Origin of the sequence: Streptomyces sp. NPDC091972 (assembly GCF_044756385.1) — a bacterium.
Taxonomy (GTDB): domain Bacteria; phylum Actinomycetota; class Actinomycetes; order Streptomycetales; family Streptomycetaceae; genus Streptomyces.
Genome location: NZ_JBIVSV010000003.1, coordinates 57,943 through 71,476 on the forward strand (window position 1 = coordinate 57,943; position 13,534 = coordinate 71,476).

Genomic DNA, 13,534 nt, shown 5'->3' on the forward strand with positions numbered 1-13,534 from the left:
GGTGATTGCCCCGCGGATGCCGTCGGTTGTGTGACGGGCGGCCGTGAAAAACCGTTCGACGTGGGACGACGCGTCGGACATGATCTGCGTCATGTTCCGGTACGCCTTCGCTCTCGCAGCATCCGCAGTCGCGGATGCGCCGAAGGCTGCCGTTCCCGTTCTCCTGGCCGCCGCAGACGGCGCCCGAAGCTGACCCTTCCCGGACAGTCCGGCGGACCCCGCAGGGGGAGGGTCGGCCAGTCCTCGGGGTCCCCGTTCTTCCGTGAACACGAAGAGGCTTCGAGGTACAGCCATGTCCAAAACCGCTTATGTGCGCACCAAGCCGCACCTGAACATCGGCACGATGGGTCACGTCGACCACGGCAAGACCACCCTGACCGCCGCCATCACCAAGGTCCTCGCCGAGCGCGGCAGCGGCACGTTCGTGCCGTTCGACCGCATCGACCGGGCCCCGGAGGAGGCCGCGCGCGGGATCACCATCAACATCGCGCACGTCGAGTACGAGACCGACACCCGGCACTACGCGCACGTGGACATGCCGGGCCACGCCGACTACGTCAAGAACATGGTCACCGGGGCGGCGCAGCTCGACGGGGCGATCCTCGTCGTCTCCGCGCTCGACGGGATCATGCCGCAGACCGCCGAACACGTGCTGCTCGCGCGGCAGGTGGGCGTCGACCACGTGGTGGTCGCCCTCAACAAGGCGGACGCGGCCGACGAGGAGCTGGTCGAGCTCGTCGAACTGGAGGTCCGCGAACTGCTCACCGCGCACGGCTACGGCGGCGACGCCGTGCCCGTCGTACGGGTCTCGGGACTCAAGGCCCTGGACGGGGACCCGCGTTGGACGGCGTCGATCGAGGCGCTGCTGGACGCGGTGGACACGTACGTGCCCATCCCCGAGCGGTATCTCGACGCGCCCTTCCTGATGCCCGTCGAGAACGTGCTCACCATCACCGGCCGGGGGACCGTGGTGACCGGGGCGGTCGAGCGGGGCACCGTGCGGGTCGGTGACCGGGTCGAGGTGCTGGGGGCCGCCGTGGAGACGGTGGTGACCGGCGTCGAGACCTTCGGCAAGCCGATGGAGGAGGCGCAGGCCGGGGACAACGTGGCGCTGCTCCTGCGGGGCGTGCCGCGGGACGCGGTCCGGCGGGGGCATGTGGTGGCCGCGCCGGGCAGTGTGGTGCCGAGTCGTCGCTTCACCGCGCAGGTGTACGTGCTGTCGGCACGCGAGGGCGGTCGTACGACACCGGTCACCACCGGGTACCGGCCGCAGTTCTACATCCGTACCGCGGACGTCGTGGGAGACGTGGACCTCGGCGAGGTCGCCGTCGCGCGGCCGGGGGACCAGGTGGTCATGACCGTGGAACTGGGCCGGGACGTGCCCTTGGAGGCGGGGCTCGGGTTCGCCATCCGTGAGGGTGGGAGGACCGTGGGGGCGGGCACCGTGACAGCCGTCGTGTGAGGGCGGTCGCCGTCGTGTGCGGGGGACCGCGGGCCGGTCGTGGCTGGTCGCGCGGTTCCCCGCGTCGCTGAGTCGGCACACTGGACGGGTGACTGACTCGATACCCGTCGCCAGGGCCACCGACTCCGGCTTCGCCAAGCTCATGCCCGACGTCGACCGTGCCAGGGCCTGGCTGCTGACCGTGGACGGGGCTCCGCAGTCCTACGTCGATCTCGACGAGCCGACGCACCTGGAGTTCGAGTACGCGCGGCGGCTCGGGCACGTCCTGGACGGCGTCGGGGAGCCGGGGCGGGCCCTGGACGTCGTCCATCTCGGCGGGGGCGCGCTGACGTTGCCCCGGTATCTCGCGGCCACCCGGCCGGGGTCGCGGCAGGACGTCGTCGAGTTCGACCGGGGGCTGCTGGAGCTGGTCGCCGAACATCTGCCGCTCCCGCACGGCGCCGGGATCGCCCTGCACGCGGCCGATGCGCGGGCGTGGCTGGAGAACGCCCCGGCGGACCACGCGGAGGTGCTGGTCGCCGACGTCTTCGGAGGCTCGCGGGTCCCGGCGCACCTGACGTCGCTGGAGTACGCCCGCGAGGCCGCGCGGGTGCTCCGGAGCGACGGCGTCTATCTCGCGAACCTCGCCGACGGGGCGCCCTTCGCCTTCCTGCGGTCCCAACTCGCGAACTTCGCCGAGGTGTTCGAGGAACTGGTGCTGATCGCGGAGCCGGGGGTGCTGCGCGGGCGGCGGTTCGGGAACGCCGTGCTCGTCGCGGCGCGACGGCCACTCGACACGGCGGCACTGGCCCGGCGTACGGCGGCCGACGCGTTCCCCGCCCGGGTCGAACACGGCGAGGGCCTGCGCGGCTTCATCGGCGCGGCCCGGCCGGTACGGGACGAGGACGCCGTGCCGTCACCCGAGCCCCCCGACGGGGCGTTCGGTGTCGGCTGAGTCGGTCGGATGGCCTGTTCGGTGCTGCTGAGGCGTGCGTCACGGCTTCCAGCGTGCGGAGGACTGTCGCGGGAGGCCGTGGTGTCAGCCGAGTCCGCCGACGGGGCGTTCGGTGTCGGCCGTGTCGGTCGGGGCCTGGGTGATGTGCTTGGTGTTGCGGCGCAGGTTGCGGACGTCCGGTACGCACAGGACGAGTGCCGTGACGGCCGCGATCAGGCCGGCGCAGCCCCACAGGGCGGTGTCACGGCCGAACGCCGACTCCGCCGGGCCGGCCAGCGCGGCCGCGAGCGGCATGAGGGCGACCGAGCCGAACCAGTCGTAGGCCGAGACCCGGGAGAGCTTGTCCTCCGGTATCTCCTGGTGCAGGGCGGTCATCCAGGAGACACCGAACACCTCGACGGTCGCGCCGGCCACGAACATCGCCGTGCACAGCACGGGCACCGAGACCGGTACGGCCAGCGCGGCGGACGGCAGGGCCAGCGGGAACACGCACAGGATGCCCGTGAACAGCAGGCGCTGCGGCTTCCAGCGGGTCATGAGGAGGGCGCCCACGACCGTGCCCGCGCCGAAGAACCCGAGGGCCACGCCCCAGGGCCCCGCCCCGCCCAGGTGGTCCCGGGCGACGAGCGGGCCGTAGACGGCGTCGGCGGCGCCCAGAACCGCGTTCGCGACGGAGAACTGGACGACGATGCCCCACAGCCACGGCCGCCCCGCGACCTCGCGCCAGCCGTCGCGGAGGTCGGCGAGGAGGCCGGCACCCGGTGCGCGGGCCGGGATGTGGCTGACGTCGAGGAGCGCGCGCAGCGAACCCGCGGCGGCGAAGGCGACGGCGTCCGCCGCGAGCACCCAGCCCGGACCGACGGCCGCGACCATCGCGCCGCCGAGCGCGGCCCCGCCCAGCGCCGCGCCCTGCATCGCCATCCGGAACACCGCGAAGGCCCGGCCGGCCTGCTCACCGCTCACCGTGGACAGCAGCATCCCCTCGGCCGCCGGGCTGAAGAACGCGTGGCCGGTCCCGCCGAGCGCGGTGAGCAGCATCATCTGCCACAACCGGGGCTCGCCGGTCAGGACGAGGACGGCGAAGGCGCCCTGCGAGACGCAGTTGAGGGTGTTGGCCGCGACCATCACGCGGTGCCGGGGCAGGCGGTCCGCCACAGCGCCGCCGATCAGCAGGAACACCACCAGCGGGAGGGTGCGCGCGGCGGCCACCAGACCCACGTCGCCGCTGTCGCCGCCCGCCGCCAGCACGGCGAACGCGGCGGCGATCACGGCGCCGTTGCTGCCCAGGTTGGTCACGAACGCGGCGGCGGTCAGCAGGCTGTAGTTGCGGCTCGCCCAGGCGGGTCTGCGGGCGCGGGAGGAGTCGGCGGAGCGGGTCACCGGCTGACTATCGCCGCCCGGGTGCCGCCTTGCCAAACCGTCTGCGGGCCGGACCGGGAGAACGGCGCCCGGCGCCGACCGCGTTTCCGGCCGCTGCGAGGAGACGTCGATCACTGGCACCGGACCTGGTCAGCGCGATCTACTCGTGGGTAACATCCCGGACATGAGCGCAGACCAGATGTCCGTCGGCGAGATGCTCGCCGCCACCGTGCCCATGGTGCGGACCCTGAACCTCGAGTTCCTGGAGACCGGCCCGGAGAAGGTCGTGGTGGCCCTGCCCGACCAGGGGGAGTTCCACAACCACGTGGGCGGACCGCACGCCGGTGCGATGTTCACGCTCGCCGAGTCGGCCAGCGGGGCGGTCGTCCTGGCCGCGTTCGGCGACCAGCTCTCGCGCGCGGTACCGCTGGCCGTCAACGCCGAGATCGCCTACCGCAAGCTCGCGATGGGCCCGGTGACCGCCACGGCGACCCTGGGCCGCCCGGCCTCCGAGGTCGTCGCAGAGCTCGACGCCGGGAAGCGCCCGGAGTTCCCAGTCACGATCGAGATCCGTCGCGGGGACGGGGCGGTCACGGACGAGATGACGGTGGTGTGGACCCTGCGGCCCAACGGCTGAGCCGGACCGCCATGTTCGGGTGACCGATGTGCGCGGGGCGGCGGCCGTCCCGTCCCGGGCCGGTCCCGGTCCCCCGGTGACCACGACCACCGTCGCCCGTCGCTCAGGCCACCGACCGCCGCCGTACGACCCCTTCGCCGCTCTCCAGCTGCCCCACGAACCCCTTGAGCCAGTCGGTGAACTCCGGGCCGAGATCGGGGCGGGCGCAGGCCAGGCGGACCACCGTGCGCAGGTAGTCCGCCTTGTCGCCGGTGTCGTGGCGCAGGCCGTCGAAGACGACGCCGTGGACCGTGCCGTCGGTCGCGAGCGTCTGGAGGGCGTCGGTGAGCTGGATCTCGCCGCCGCGGCCCGGCGGGGTCCGCTCCAGGACGTCGAAGACGGCGGGGTCGAGGACATAGCGGCCGATGACCGCGTAGGCGCTCGGGGCGTCCGCGGGGGAGGGCTTCTCGACCAGGCCGGTCACGCGGACCACGCCCTCCTCCTCCGTCGCCTCGACCGCCGCGCAGCCGTAGCGGTGGATCTGCTCGCGCGCCATTTCCATGAGGGCGATCACGCTCCCGGTGTGCCGTTCGCGGACGTCGAGCATCGTGCTGAGCAGGGTCTCGCGCGGGTCGATCAGGTCGTCGCCGAGGAGGACGGCGAACGGCTGGTCGCCGACGTGGCGGCGGGCGCAGAGCACCGCGTGGCCGAGTCCGAGCGGCTCGCCCTGCCGGATGTGGTGGATGGCGGCGAGCCGGGCGGGGTCGCGCACCGCGTCGAGGCGTACCGCGTCGCCCTTGGCGGCCAGGACCTGCTCCAGCTCGAAGGCGTTGTCGAAGTGGTCCTCGATGGCCCCCTTGTGGCGGCCGGTGACCATCAGGACGTCGTCGAGCCCGGCCGCGGCGGCCTCCTCCACGACGTACTGGATGGCCGGCTTGTCGACGACCGGGAGCATCTCCTTCGGCGTCGCCTTGGTCGCCGGCAGGAACCGGGTGCCGAGCCCGGCGGCCGGAACGACCGCCTTGCGGACGGTACGGACGGGGACGGGGGTGTCGGTCGCGTGGGGGACGATCATGCGGGACATGCTGCGCCACGGGAATGAGAGCACACCGGGAGATGCCTGGGTGCCCGCTGTGGACCCGGCCGGGCGAGGGAATTTCGTGTGCCAGGCATCCGGCCGCCGGGCGCGACTCGATCCCAACTCCCGCGTAATTTCGAATGCGGGTGCGGATACCAGCGGTAACTTTTCTGAAGTCGACTCTTTTTGAACACGGGTCACTCCATCTTCTTGTTTGCTGCGCGTTCATTGTGCGAAGGTGAGCGCCCCCCGACGGCCGGGTCTCCACTGACGCGGCAAAGGTATGCACCAATCAGGCGCCTGCTTTCCGAGGAGCGCATATTCCGTGCGGTCCTGCGGCTTGGAAGGAATTGGTCCCGTGCAATCCGCTCACCCCCCACGACCCCCTTATCCGCCACGCCCCGGATCGCCCCCGGCGGAGTCCGACCGCGATCTCCTGGCCGGGCTGGGGCGGAACCGCGTGGACGGCCATGCCGTCGCGCTGTTGATGGCGCGACACTGGCAGGCCACGTACGAATACTCCGTCATCTGCCTCGCCTCCTGGTCGGGTTCGGCCTCGATGGCGGCCGCCGCGGCTTTTCACCGTGTGCTGGGTCGGGCGGGTGACGGTGCACTGCGCCCCCAACTGCTCGTGGCGGTGCGGGAGTTCGTCAAGGAGTGGGCCGCGGACGACGAAATCTCCGCCGTACTGCCGGAACTCCGCAAGACGATCGGCGGTCGCGGCCTGCGCGCCGCGAGGTCCGCCACCCCCGAAAGACGACTGCTCGCCGAGCGCGCATTCCGGGCCCTTCCCGGTGCCTCCCAATGTCTCCTGTGGCATGCCGAGGTCGAGGCCGAACCCATATCCGTACCCGCCGGTCTGCTGGGGGTGGACACCACCCGTGCGGCAGCCGCCCTGGAACAGGCGCGCGAGCAATTCCGCACCGGATGCGTCCGCGCCCACCGGGAACTCGCGCCGACCAGTGAATGCCGTTTCTACAATCGCCTCCTGGATGTCCCGATTCGCCGGGGCGGGGACCTTCTGCCCGATGTCCGCAGGCATCTGACGGAGTGCCGTTACTGCCGTCATGCCGCCGAACAGCTCAGCCACTTCGAGGGCGGCCTCGAGGTGCTGCTCGCCGAGACGGTGCTCGGCTGGGGCGCCCACCGCTATCTCGACTCACGGCCCGCGCGTGCCGCCGGACGTCCCGCCCCGGCGCCGATCCGCGCGGCCCGTGCCAAGCCCGGCGGACGGCACCGCCCCGCCCCGGCGGGCTTCCTCGCCCAGCGCAGGAGCGCCCGGGCGGTTCTCGTGGGGGCCGGTCTGACCTCCCTGGTCCTGCTCGCGACGGTGCTGGTCGCCAAGGGCTGGTCCGACGACGGTGTCCCCGTGCCCGGCGCCACCTGGGGTGCGGTGAGCGGCAACACCGTACGGCCGAACCCGTCGCAGGTCTCCCGGGACGCCCCGTCCACCGCCTCCGTGGGCGAGGCCGGCGAGACCGGCCACGGCACGCTCCGCAACGCCGGCGACGGCCGGTGCCTGGACACCCACGGCACGCGGACCGCGGACGGCACACGGGCCGTGCTCGCGGCATGCTCCTCCGCCGCGTCCCAGCAGTGGACCTACCTGGAGGACGGACTGCTGCGCAGCGCCGCCGACCCGCGGCTCTGCCTCGACGCGGACGCCGAGAAGCGGTCGGTCGTGGTCGCCGACTGCCTGACCGGCACGGGAGAGGTCCGCTACGACCTCACCGTGCGCGGCGAACTGCTGCTGCGCGGCGGGAAGGGGCTCCTGGTCGCGCCGGGCGAGGGGGAGTCCGTCGTCGTCACCGATCGCGACGGGTCGCAGGGACAGCGGTGGCTGCTGCAGTCCGCCGACGCGAACGCGTCCGCGCAGCAGGGCACACACGCGCCGCAGGACACGGGACCGGGGCGGGACACGGACCCGGACCGGCTCCCGGCGGGTCCCGGCGACCTCGTCCCACCCGGTCTCGCCCCGTCGGCGCCGCCCTCCCCGCCCTCCGGTCCCGACGCCCACCGGGACCAGGATTCCGGCCGGCCCTCGGACCGGGACGGAAGCCCGCCCGAGCGGTACGGGACGCGGGTGGCCCAGGCCGGCCACGGTGACGCCGGGCCGGCCGTTCCCGTCGAGCGGGCCCGACCGGCGGTGGGCGCGGTCCTGGACACCGCGACGTCGGCGACGGCGTCCGGAGCGTCGGTCCTCGGCGCACTCGCCGCCGGTGCGGGGCCGGGCCTCGGCGGGTGAGTCCGTGCCCCCGACGCCGGTTCTCCCGAACCGGTAGGCTTCCCGGGCGTGCGTCGGAAGGTGACGCACGCCGGGAACGCGACTTGGGAGGAACCGGCGTTGCACGTCCAGGAATGGCTCGACACCGTGCCCCCGGCCGCCGTCTACGCCCTGGTGGGCCTGGTCATCGGCCTGGAGAGCCTGGGCATCCCGCTGCCCGGCGAGATCATCCTGGTCTCCGCGGCGCTGCTGTCCTCGCAGCACGCGGGTATCAACCCGGTGGTCCTCGGCGCGTGCGCCAGCGTCGGCGCGGTCGTCGGCGACTCCATCGGGTACGCGATCGGACGCAAGGGCGGACGGCCGCTGCTCGCCTGGCTCGGCAACAAGTTCCCCCGGCACTTCAGCGAGGGCCATGTGGCCACGGCCGAGCGGTCCTTCGAGAAGTGGGGCATGTGGGCGGTCTTCTTCGGCCGCTTCGTCGCGCTGCTGAGGATCTTCGCCGGACCGCTCGCCGGTGTGCTGCGGATGCCGTACTGGAAGTTCCTGATCGCCAATGTGCTGGGCGGGATCGTCTGGGCCGGGGGTACGACGGCGGTCATCTACTACGTCGGGATCGTCGCGGAGTCCTGGCTGAAGCGGTTCTCGTGGCTCGGGCTCGTGCTGGCCGTGCTGATCGGGCTGACCTCGATGCTGGTGCTCAAGCGCAAGGCGGCGAAGGCCACGGCGACGGCGGCGGCCCGGAAGCAGGCGGCCGAGCCGGAGACCGTCCCGGCCGCCGACTGAGCCTCACGGCTTCTCGTGCACCTCCTGGTGGGCCTTGGACAGGTCCGCGTAGAGCGTGCCGTTCAGGGTGACCCCCTGCCGCTCCTCCTCCGTCAGCTCCCGCCGCACCTTCGCCGGCACGCCCGCGACCAGCGAACCGGGCGGGACCCGCATGCCCTGCGGCACCAGTGCCTGGGCCGCGACCAGGGAACCGGCCCCGATCACCGCGCCGTTCAGCACGGTCGCGCCCATGCCGATCAGACAGTCGTCCTCGACCGTGGCGCCGTGGACGACGGCGTTGTGCCCCACGGACACGCGCTCGCCGATCGTCACCGGGAAGCCGGGATCGGCGTGCAGAGTGCAGTTGTCCTGGATGTTGCTCCGGGCGCCGACTGAGATGCGTTCTACATCGCCGCGGGCCACCGCGCCGTACCAGAGGCTGGCCCCCGCCCGTAGCGTCACGTCTCCGATCACCGATGCGGTGGGTGCCACGAAGGCCCCCTCGTCGATCTGCGGTTCCCTTCCGCCGATGCCCGTGATCAACGCCTTGTGCGCCATTCCGCCTCCTGGTTCGTGATGTCCCGCACGGTACGCCACCCGGTTGGGGCGAAGATCACAACCCCGCGGTCTCATGCGGACGGCGTGCGCTCAGTACGGTGAGCTCGTGCCGAAGAGCAAGAACACGTTCTCATCCTGGCGGGGCCGCGTCGTGCAGCGTGCCGTCCACGCGGGCTGGGCCTGGGTGCAGCGCACCGGGTCCGTCACCGCCGAGCGCCCGGGGCGCTTCCGCTTCGGCGCGCTGGGGGCGCACACCCGGCTGGCCTTTCCGCTCGGCACGGTGTTCGGCGAGCCGTGGATCCATGTGGGTTCCCACTGCATCGTCGGCGAGCAGGTCACCCTGACCGCGGGCCTGATGCCCGACCTGGACCTCGGCCCGGATCCGATCCTGCGCATCGGCGACGGGGTCGTGCTGGGCCGCGGCAGCCATGTCATCGCCGACACCACGGTGACCATCGGCAGCGACTGCTACTTCGGGCCCTATGTGTACGTCACCTCGACGAATCACTCGTACGACGATCCCCACGAGCCCATCGGCAAGCAGTGGCCGCGGATGGAGCCGGTGGAGATCGGTTCGGGGTGCTGGATCGGGACCGGGGCGGTGATCCTGCCCGGGGCCCGGATCGGGCGGAACGTCGTCGTGGCCGCCGGTGCCGTCGTCCGTGGGGTGGTGCCGGACCACGCCGTGGTCGCGGGGGCGCCCGCTCGGGTCGTCAGGCGGTGGACGGCCGAGGAGGGGTGGCAGCCGCCGCTGCGCACGCCGGCGCCGGTGCCGATCCCTCCGGGGGCGACGGCGGAGGAGTTGAGCGCGTTGGCGGGGCTGGACGAGGAGACGGTGGCGAAGTTGGCTGAGCTGGACTGAACGCACCTGGCGAGTGCCCGGTTCGGTTGCCGGGCGGCTGCGGGTTCGTGGGGCCGGTCGCGCAATTCCCGCGCCCTGGAGGGGTGCGCCGGAGCCTCACCCCGTCGCCAGGAGCAGGGTGCCCACCAGGGCCAGGCCCGCGCCCGCCGCCTGGAGGGTGCGCAGGCGTTCGCCGAGGAGGCCACGGGCGGCCAGGGCCGTCACCACCGGGTAGAGGGAGGCGAGGACCGCGGCCACGGTGACCGGGCCGTGCTGGGCGGCCACCGCGTACGTGCCGTTGGCCGCCACGTCCGCGAGGCCGACGAAGGCGAGAGCGGGGAGGGACGTCCAGGGGAAGCCGGGGACCGGGAAGGCGGGGGTGCCCCGCTTCACCGAGCCGTACAGAGCGGCGCCCCCCACCGCCACGCTGACCAGGCGCTGGACGAACAGGGCGAGGAACAGGCCGGGGACGGTCGTGGACGCCTCCGCGATCAGGGCGAAGACCGTGCCGAAGCCGAGGGCCGCGATCAGCGTGAGGACGATCGCCTCGCGCTGCACCGGGGCTCCGCGCAACTGGGGGCCGCCCGCCAGGACCACCCCGGTCACGGCCACCGCGATGCCCGCTGCCTGCACCGGCCCGGGACGCTCGCCGAGGAGGAGGCCCACGCCGACCGGGACCGCCACGCTGAGCGTGCCCAGCGGGGAGACGACTCCCATCGGGCCCAGCGCGAGCGCCCTGTAGAAGCAGATGAGGGCGACCGGCCCGGCCAGTCCCGCGGCGAACGCGAACCACAGCCGGGGACCCGCCTCGCTCCAGCCGCCCGTCGCCACCACGATCGCGCCGAGCACCGCCGCCGCGAGCGCCTGGGAGACCACCACCACCGTGAGCGCGGGGAGCCGCCGGGTCAGCACCCCGCCGCCGAAGTCGGCCAGGCCCCACAGCAGGCTGGTGGCCAGGGCGAAGAATGCTGTCACGGCTCGCCTCGCAGTACAGTTCGGTGAACGATCGGGTGCACCCCACCGTAGTTCATTCAGTTGCACTGTGTCATACAGAATATTGGACGTGACGTGTCGGACCTCGACCTGCTGACCCAGTCCCTCGCGCGCAACGTCAAGCGCTGGCGGACCGAGCGCGGCTTCACCCTGGACACTCTCGCCGCCCGGGCCGGAGTCAGCCGCGGCATGCTGATCCAGATCGAGCAGGCCCGCACCAACCCCAGCCTCGGCACCGTCGTGAAGATCGGTGACGCCCTCGGCATCAGCATCACCACGCTGCTCGACTACGAGCAGGGGCCCAAGGTGCGGGTCGTCCCGCCCGAGCAGGTGGTGCGGCTGTGGAGCACGGAGGCGGGAAGCTGGAGCCGGCTCCTCGCGGGCGCGGAGGCCCCCGGCCCGCTGGAGATGTGGGAGTGGCTGATGATGCCGGGCGAGAGCAGCAGGTCGGACCCGCACCCCGCCGGGACGGTCGAGATCCTGCACGTCACCGAGGGCGAGATGACCCTGACCGTCGACGGCGTCGAGCACCTGGTCCCCACCGGGGCGAGCGTCACCTTCGAGGCCGACGCCGAGCACGTCTACGCCAACCAGGGCGACGTCCCCGCGCGGTGGATGCTGGCGGTCTCGGTGCCGGCCGTGCCCTGAGCGGCTGTTAGCGTGCCGCCATGGACGCACCCATCGGACACTTCGACCACGCCACCCCCGCCCCCGCCGCCCTCGACGAGCTGATCCGACCGGTCGCCGACGCCGTACGCCACTGGAGCGGCAGCGTCCCCGCCGAGCAGATCGTGTACGTCGACACCGACCCGCAGTGGGCCGACACCGCGGTCTTCGTCGAGCACTACGGCCGGGAGCTCCTGGAGCAGTCGGCGAACTGTGTGGTGGTGGCCGGCAAGCGCGGCGGCGAGACCACGCTCGCCGCGTGCGTGGTGCTGTCCACCACCCGGGCCGACGTCAACGGAGTCGTCCGCCGCCAGCTCGGCGCCCGCAAGGCGTCCTTCGCCCCGATGGACACGGCGACCGGGGAGAGCGGCATGGAGTACGGCGGCATCACCCCGATCGGACTCCCCGCCGGCTGGCCGCTGTTGATCGACTCGGCCGTGGTGGACCTGCCCTACGTCCTGGTCGGCAGCGGGCGGCGTCGGGGGAAACTGCTGGTGCCGGGCAAGGCGTTCGCGGAACTGCCGGGCGCCGTGGTGCTGGAGGGGCTCGGCGTCGCCTGAGCTCAGGCCGGCGCGTGGTGGGCGAGCGCGTGGTGCGGGTCGGGCTCGCCCGGCACCGGCGCCGGATCGGCGTGCACCAGGGCCGCGGTGAGCCGGGGCACCGCGTGCAGCAGGGCGTGCTCCGCCGCCACGGCCACCGCGTGCGACTGACGTACCGTCATCTTCCCGTCCACCACGACCGCCACCTCCGCGCGCAACCGGTGCCCGATCCAGCGGAGCCGCAACTCGCCCACCCCTCGCACCCCTTCGACCTCCCGCAGGGCGGCCTCGGCCCGGTCGACGAGCTCCGGGTCGACGGCGTCGAGCACCCGCCGGAACACCTCGCGGGCGGCGTCCCGCAGCACCAGCGTGATCGCGGCCGTGATCGCCAACCCCACGAGCGGGTCGGCCAGTTGCCAGCCCAGGGCCGAACCGCCGGCCCCGGCGAGCACGGCCAGTGAGGTGAACCCGTCGGTGCGGGCGTGCAGTCCGTCCGCCACTAGTGCCGCCGAGCCGATGTCCCGGCCCACCCGGATGCGGTGGCGGGCCACCCACTCGTTGCCCGCGAAGCCCACCAGCGCGGCCGCGGCGACCGCCGGGACGTGTGCCACGGGACGGGGATCGAGCAGCCGGTCGATCGCCGCCCACCCCGCGAAGGCCGCGCTCGCGGCGATCGTCAGCACGATCACGATGCCCGCGAGATCCTCGGCGCGGCCGTAGCCGTACGTGAACCGGCGGGTGGCCGCACGCCGGCCCAGCACGAAGGCGATGCCCAGCGGTACGGCGGTCAGCGCGTCCGCCGCGTTGTGCACCGTGTCGCCGAGCAGCGCGACGGACCCGGACACGGCCACTACGACCGCCTGGGCCAGGGCCGTGATCCCCAGCACCGCCAGTGAGACCCACAGGGCGCGCATGCCGCGGGCGGAGGACTCCAGGGCGGCGTCGATCTTGTCGGCGGTCTCGTGGGAGTGCGGGGTCAGGAGATGCGCCAGGCGGTGACGGAGGCCGTGGCGCCCGTGGTCATGCCCGTGCTCGTGCCCGTGCGGATGGTCGTGACCGTGCTCGTGGTGGCTCACGTGCTGCCCCTTCCGGTGCGCGCGGTGGTGGACGTGGCGCGCCCACCCCGCCATTATGTGCGTATGAGCGCACGCATGCACCTGTCATCTGCGCACGATGCGCACCCGCGCACCCCCGGCGAGGAGCAGTTCGCCCTCGCCGCCGAGGTCCTCGCCCTGCTTGGCGACCGCACCCGCCTCGCGCTGCTGCACGCCCTGACCGGGGGAGAGGCCGACGTCACGACGCTCACCGAGGCGTGCGGGGCGGCCCGGCCCGCGGTCAGCCAGCACCTGGCGCGGCTCCGGCTGGCCGGGCTGGTCAGCACGCGCAAGGAGGGCCGCCGGGTGGTCTACGCACTGCGCGACGGCCATCTGCGCCGGCTCGTCGACGAGGCCCTGAACGTGGCCGACCACCGGCTCAGCGACCGGCCGGTGCACGACTGAGAG

The 13,534-nt window shown here is 73.1% G+C and carries 14 protein-coding genes; 9 read left to right on the forward strand and 5 right to left on the reverse strand.

The window, feature by feature from the left end; genetic code table 11:
* Window positions 1–292 precede the first annotated feature (292 nt).
* Together tuf and ACIQJT_RS09390 are read left to right on the forward strand one after the other, a co-directional pair.
* A complete protein-coding gene (tuf, locus tag ACIQJT_RS09385; RefSeq protein ID WP_365448446.1) occupies window positions 293–1,462 on the forward strand; it encodes an elongation factor Tu in 1,170 nt (389 codons plus the stop codon).
* A gap of 88 nt (window positions 1,463–1,550) precedes the next feature.
* Window positions 1,551–2,396 carry a spermidine synthase gene (locus ACIQJT_RS09390; RefSeq protein ID WP_402641452.1) on the forward strand — a complete coding sequence of 282 codons (846 nt, stop codon included), beginning with the start codon at window positions 1,551–1,553 and terminating at the stop codon, window positions 2,394–2,396.
* A gap of 84 nt (window positions 2,397–2,480) precedes the next feature.
* On the opposite strand, the gene ACIQJT_RS09395 is transcribed toward ACIQJT_RS09390, so the two are convergent.
* Window positions 2,481–3,776, reverse strand: coding sequence for an MFS transporter (locus tag ACIQJT_RS09395; RefSeq protein WP_402641455.1), 1,296 nt, complete (start codon window positions 3,774–3,776; stop codon window positions 2,481–2,483).
* A 178-nt stretch (window positions 3,777–3,954) separates the two neighbouring features.
* Here ACIQJT_RS09395 and ACIQJT_RS09400 point away from each other — a divergent pair, with 178 nt between their 5' ends.
* Complete coding sequence (locus ACIQJT_RS09400; RefSeq protein ID WP_402642589.1) at window positions 3,955–4,392, forward strand: DUF4442 domain-containing protein; 438 nt, start codon at window positions 3,955–3,957, stop codon at window positions 4,390–4,392.
* 103 nt (window positions 4,393–4,495) lie between these two features.
* Here the strand turns inward: ACIQJT_RS09400 and galU are convergent, their stop codons facing one another.
* Window positions 4,496–5,446: a UTP--glucose-1-phosphate uridylyltransferase GalU gene (gene galU, locus ACIQJT_RS09405; protein ID WP_402641459.1), complete on the reverse strand. Its 951-nt coding sequence runs from the start codon at window positions 5,444–5,446 to the stop codon at window positions 4,496–4,498.
* A 463-nt stretch (window positions 5,447–5,909) separates the two neighbouring features.
* On the opposite strand from galU, the gene ACIQJT_RS09410 reads away from it, so the two are divergent.
* Together ACIQJT_RS09410 and ACIQJT_RS09415 are read left to right on the forward strand one after the other, a co-directional pair.
* Window positions 5,910–7,694: an RICIN domain-containing protein gene (locus ACIQJT_RS09410; RefSeq protein ID WP_402641462.1), complete on the forward strand. Its 1,785-nt coding sequence runs from the start codon at window positions 5,910–5,912 to the stop codon at window positions 7,692–7,694.
* A gap of 99 nt (window positions 7,695–7,793) precedes the next feature.
* On the forward strand, window positions 7,794–8,456 hold the full coding sequence (locus ACIQJT_RS09415; protein WP_365448456.1) for a DedA family protein: 663 nt from the start codon (window positions 7,794–7,796) through the stop codon (window positions 8,454–8,456).
* Between the two features lie 3 nt (window positions 8,457–8,459).
* On the opposite strand, the gene ACIQJT_RS09420 is transcribed toward ACIQJT_RS09415, so the two are convergent.
* Window positions 8,460–8,993, reverse strand: a complete 534-nt coding sequence (locus ACIQJT_RS09420) for a gamma carbonic anhydrase family protein (protein WP_402641465.1) — start codon at window positions 8,991–8,993, stop codon at window positions 8,460–8,462.
* Window positions 8,994–9,099: 106 nt separating this feature from the next.
* Between ACIQJT_RS09420 and ACIQJT_RS09425 the strand changes: the two genes are divergently transcribed.
* Window positions 9,100–9,855 carry an acyltransferase gene (locus ACIQJT_RS09425; protein ID WP_402641468.1) on the forward strand — a complete coding sequence of 252 codons (756 nt, stop codon included), beginning with the start codon at window positions 9,100–9,102 and terminating at the stop codon, window positions 9,853–9,855.
* 96 nt (window positions 9,856–9,951) lie between these two features.
* Here the strand turns inward: ACIQJT_RS09425 and ACIQJT_RS09430 are convergent, their stop codons facing one another.
* Complete coding sequence (locus ACIQJT_RS09430; RefSeq protein WP_402641471.1) at window positions 9,952–10,809, reverse strand: EamA family transporter; 858 nt, start codon at window positions 10,807–10,809, stop codon at window positions 9,952–9,954.
* A gap of 93 nt (window positions 10,810–10,902) precedes the next feature.
* On the opposite strand from ACIQJT_RS09430, the gene ACIQJT_RS09435 reads away from it, so the two are divergent.
* Entirely contained in the window at window positions 10,903–11,475 is a 573-nt protein-coding gene (locus ACIQJT_RS09435; RefSeq protein ID WP_053847495.1) for an XRE family transcriptional regulator, read from the forward strand.
* Window positions 11,476–11,495: 20 nt separating this feature from the next.
* Window positions 11,496–12,053 (forward strand): YbaK/EbsC family protein, encoded by a 558-nt coding sequence (locus tag ACIQJT_RS09440; protein WP_053847496.1) that lies wholly within the window; start codon window positions 11,496–11,498, stop codon window positions 12,051–12,053.
* A gap of 2 nt (window positions 12,054–12,055) precedes the next feature.
* Here the strand turns inward: ACIQJT_RS09440 and ACIQJT_RS09445 are convergent, their stop codons facing one another.
* Window positions 12,056–13,162 (reverse strand): cation diffusion facilitator family transporter, encoded by a 1,107-nt coding sequence (locus ACIQJT_RS09445; protein WP_402641474.1) that lies wholly within the window; start codon window positions 13,160–13,162, stop codon window positions 12,056–12,058.
* Between the two features lie 9 nt (window positions 13,163–13,171).
* Between ACIQJT_RS09445 and ACIQJT_RS09450 the strand changes: the two genes are divergently transcribed.
* Window positions 13,172–13,531, forward strand: coding sequence for a metalloregulator ArsR/SmtB family transcription factor (locus ACIQJT_RS09450; RefSeq protein WP_365448466.1), 360 nt, complete (start codon window positions 13,172–13,174; stop codon window positions 13,529–13,531).
* The last annotated feature ends 3 nt before the right edge of the window (window positions 13,532–13,534 follow it).

Coding starts and splice junctions, on each gene's coding strand:
- tuf (WP_365448446.1), top strand. CDS start 293: ATGTCCAAAACCGCTTATGTGCGCACCAAGCCGCACCTGAACATCGGC.
- ACIQJT_RS09400 (WP_402642589.1), top strand. CDS start 3,955: ATGTCCGTCGGCGAGATGCTCGCCGCCACCGTGCCCATGGTGCGGACC.
- galU (WP_402641459.1), bottom strand. CDS start 5,446: ATGATCGTCCCCCACGCGACCGACACCCCCGTCCCCGTCCGTACCGTC.
- ACIQJT_RS09420 (WP_402641465.1), bottom strand. CDS start 8,993: ATGGCGCACAAGGCGTTGATCACGGGCATCGGCGGAAGGGAACCGCAG.
- ACIQJT_RS09440 (WP_053847496.1), top strand. CDS start 11,496: ATGGACGCACCCATCGGACACTTCGACCACGCCACCCCCGCCCCCGCC.
- ACIQJT_RS09445 (WP_402641474.1), bottom strand. CDS start 13,162: ATGGCGGGGTGGGCGCGCCACGTCCACCACCGCGCGCACCGGAAGGGG.
- ACIQJT_RS09450 (WP_365448466.1), top strand. CDS start 13,172: ATGAGCGCACGCATGCACCTGTCATCTGCGCACGATGCGCACCCGCGC.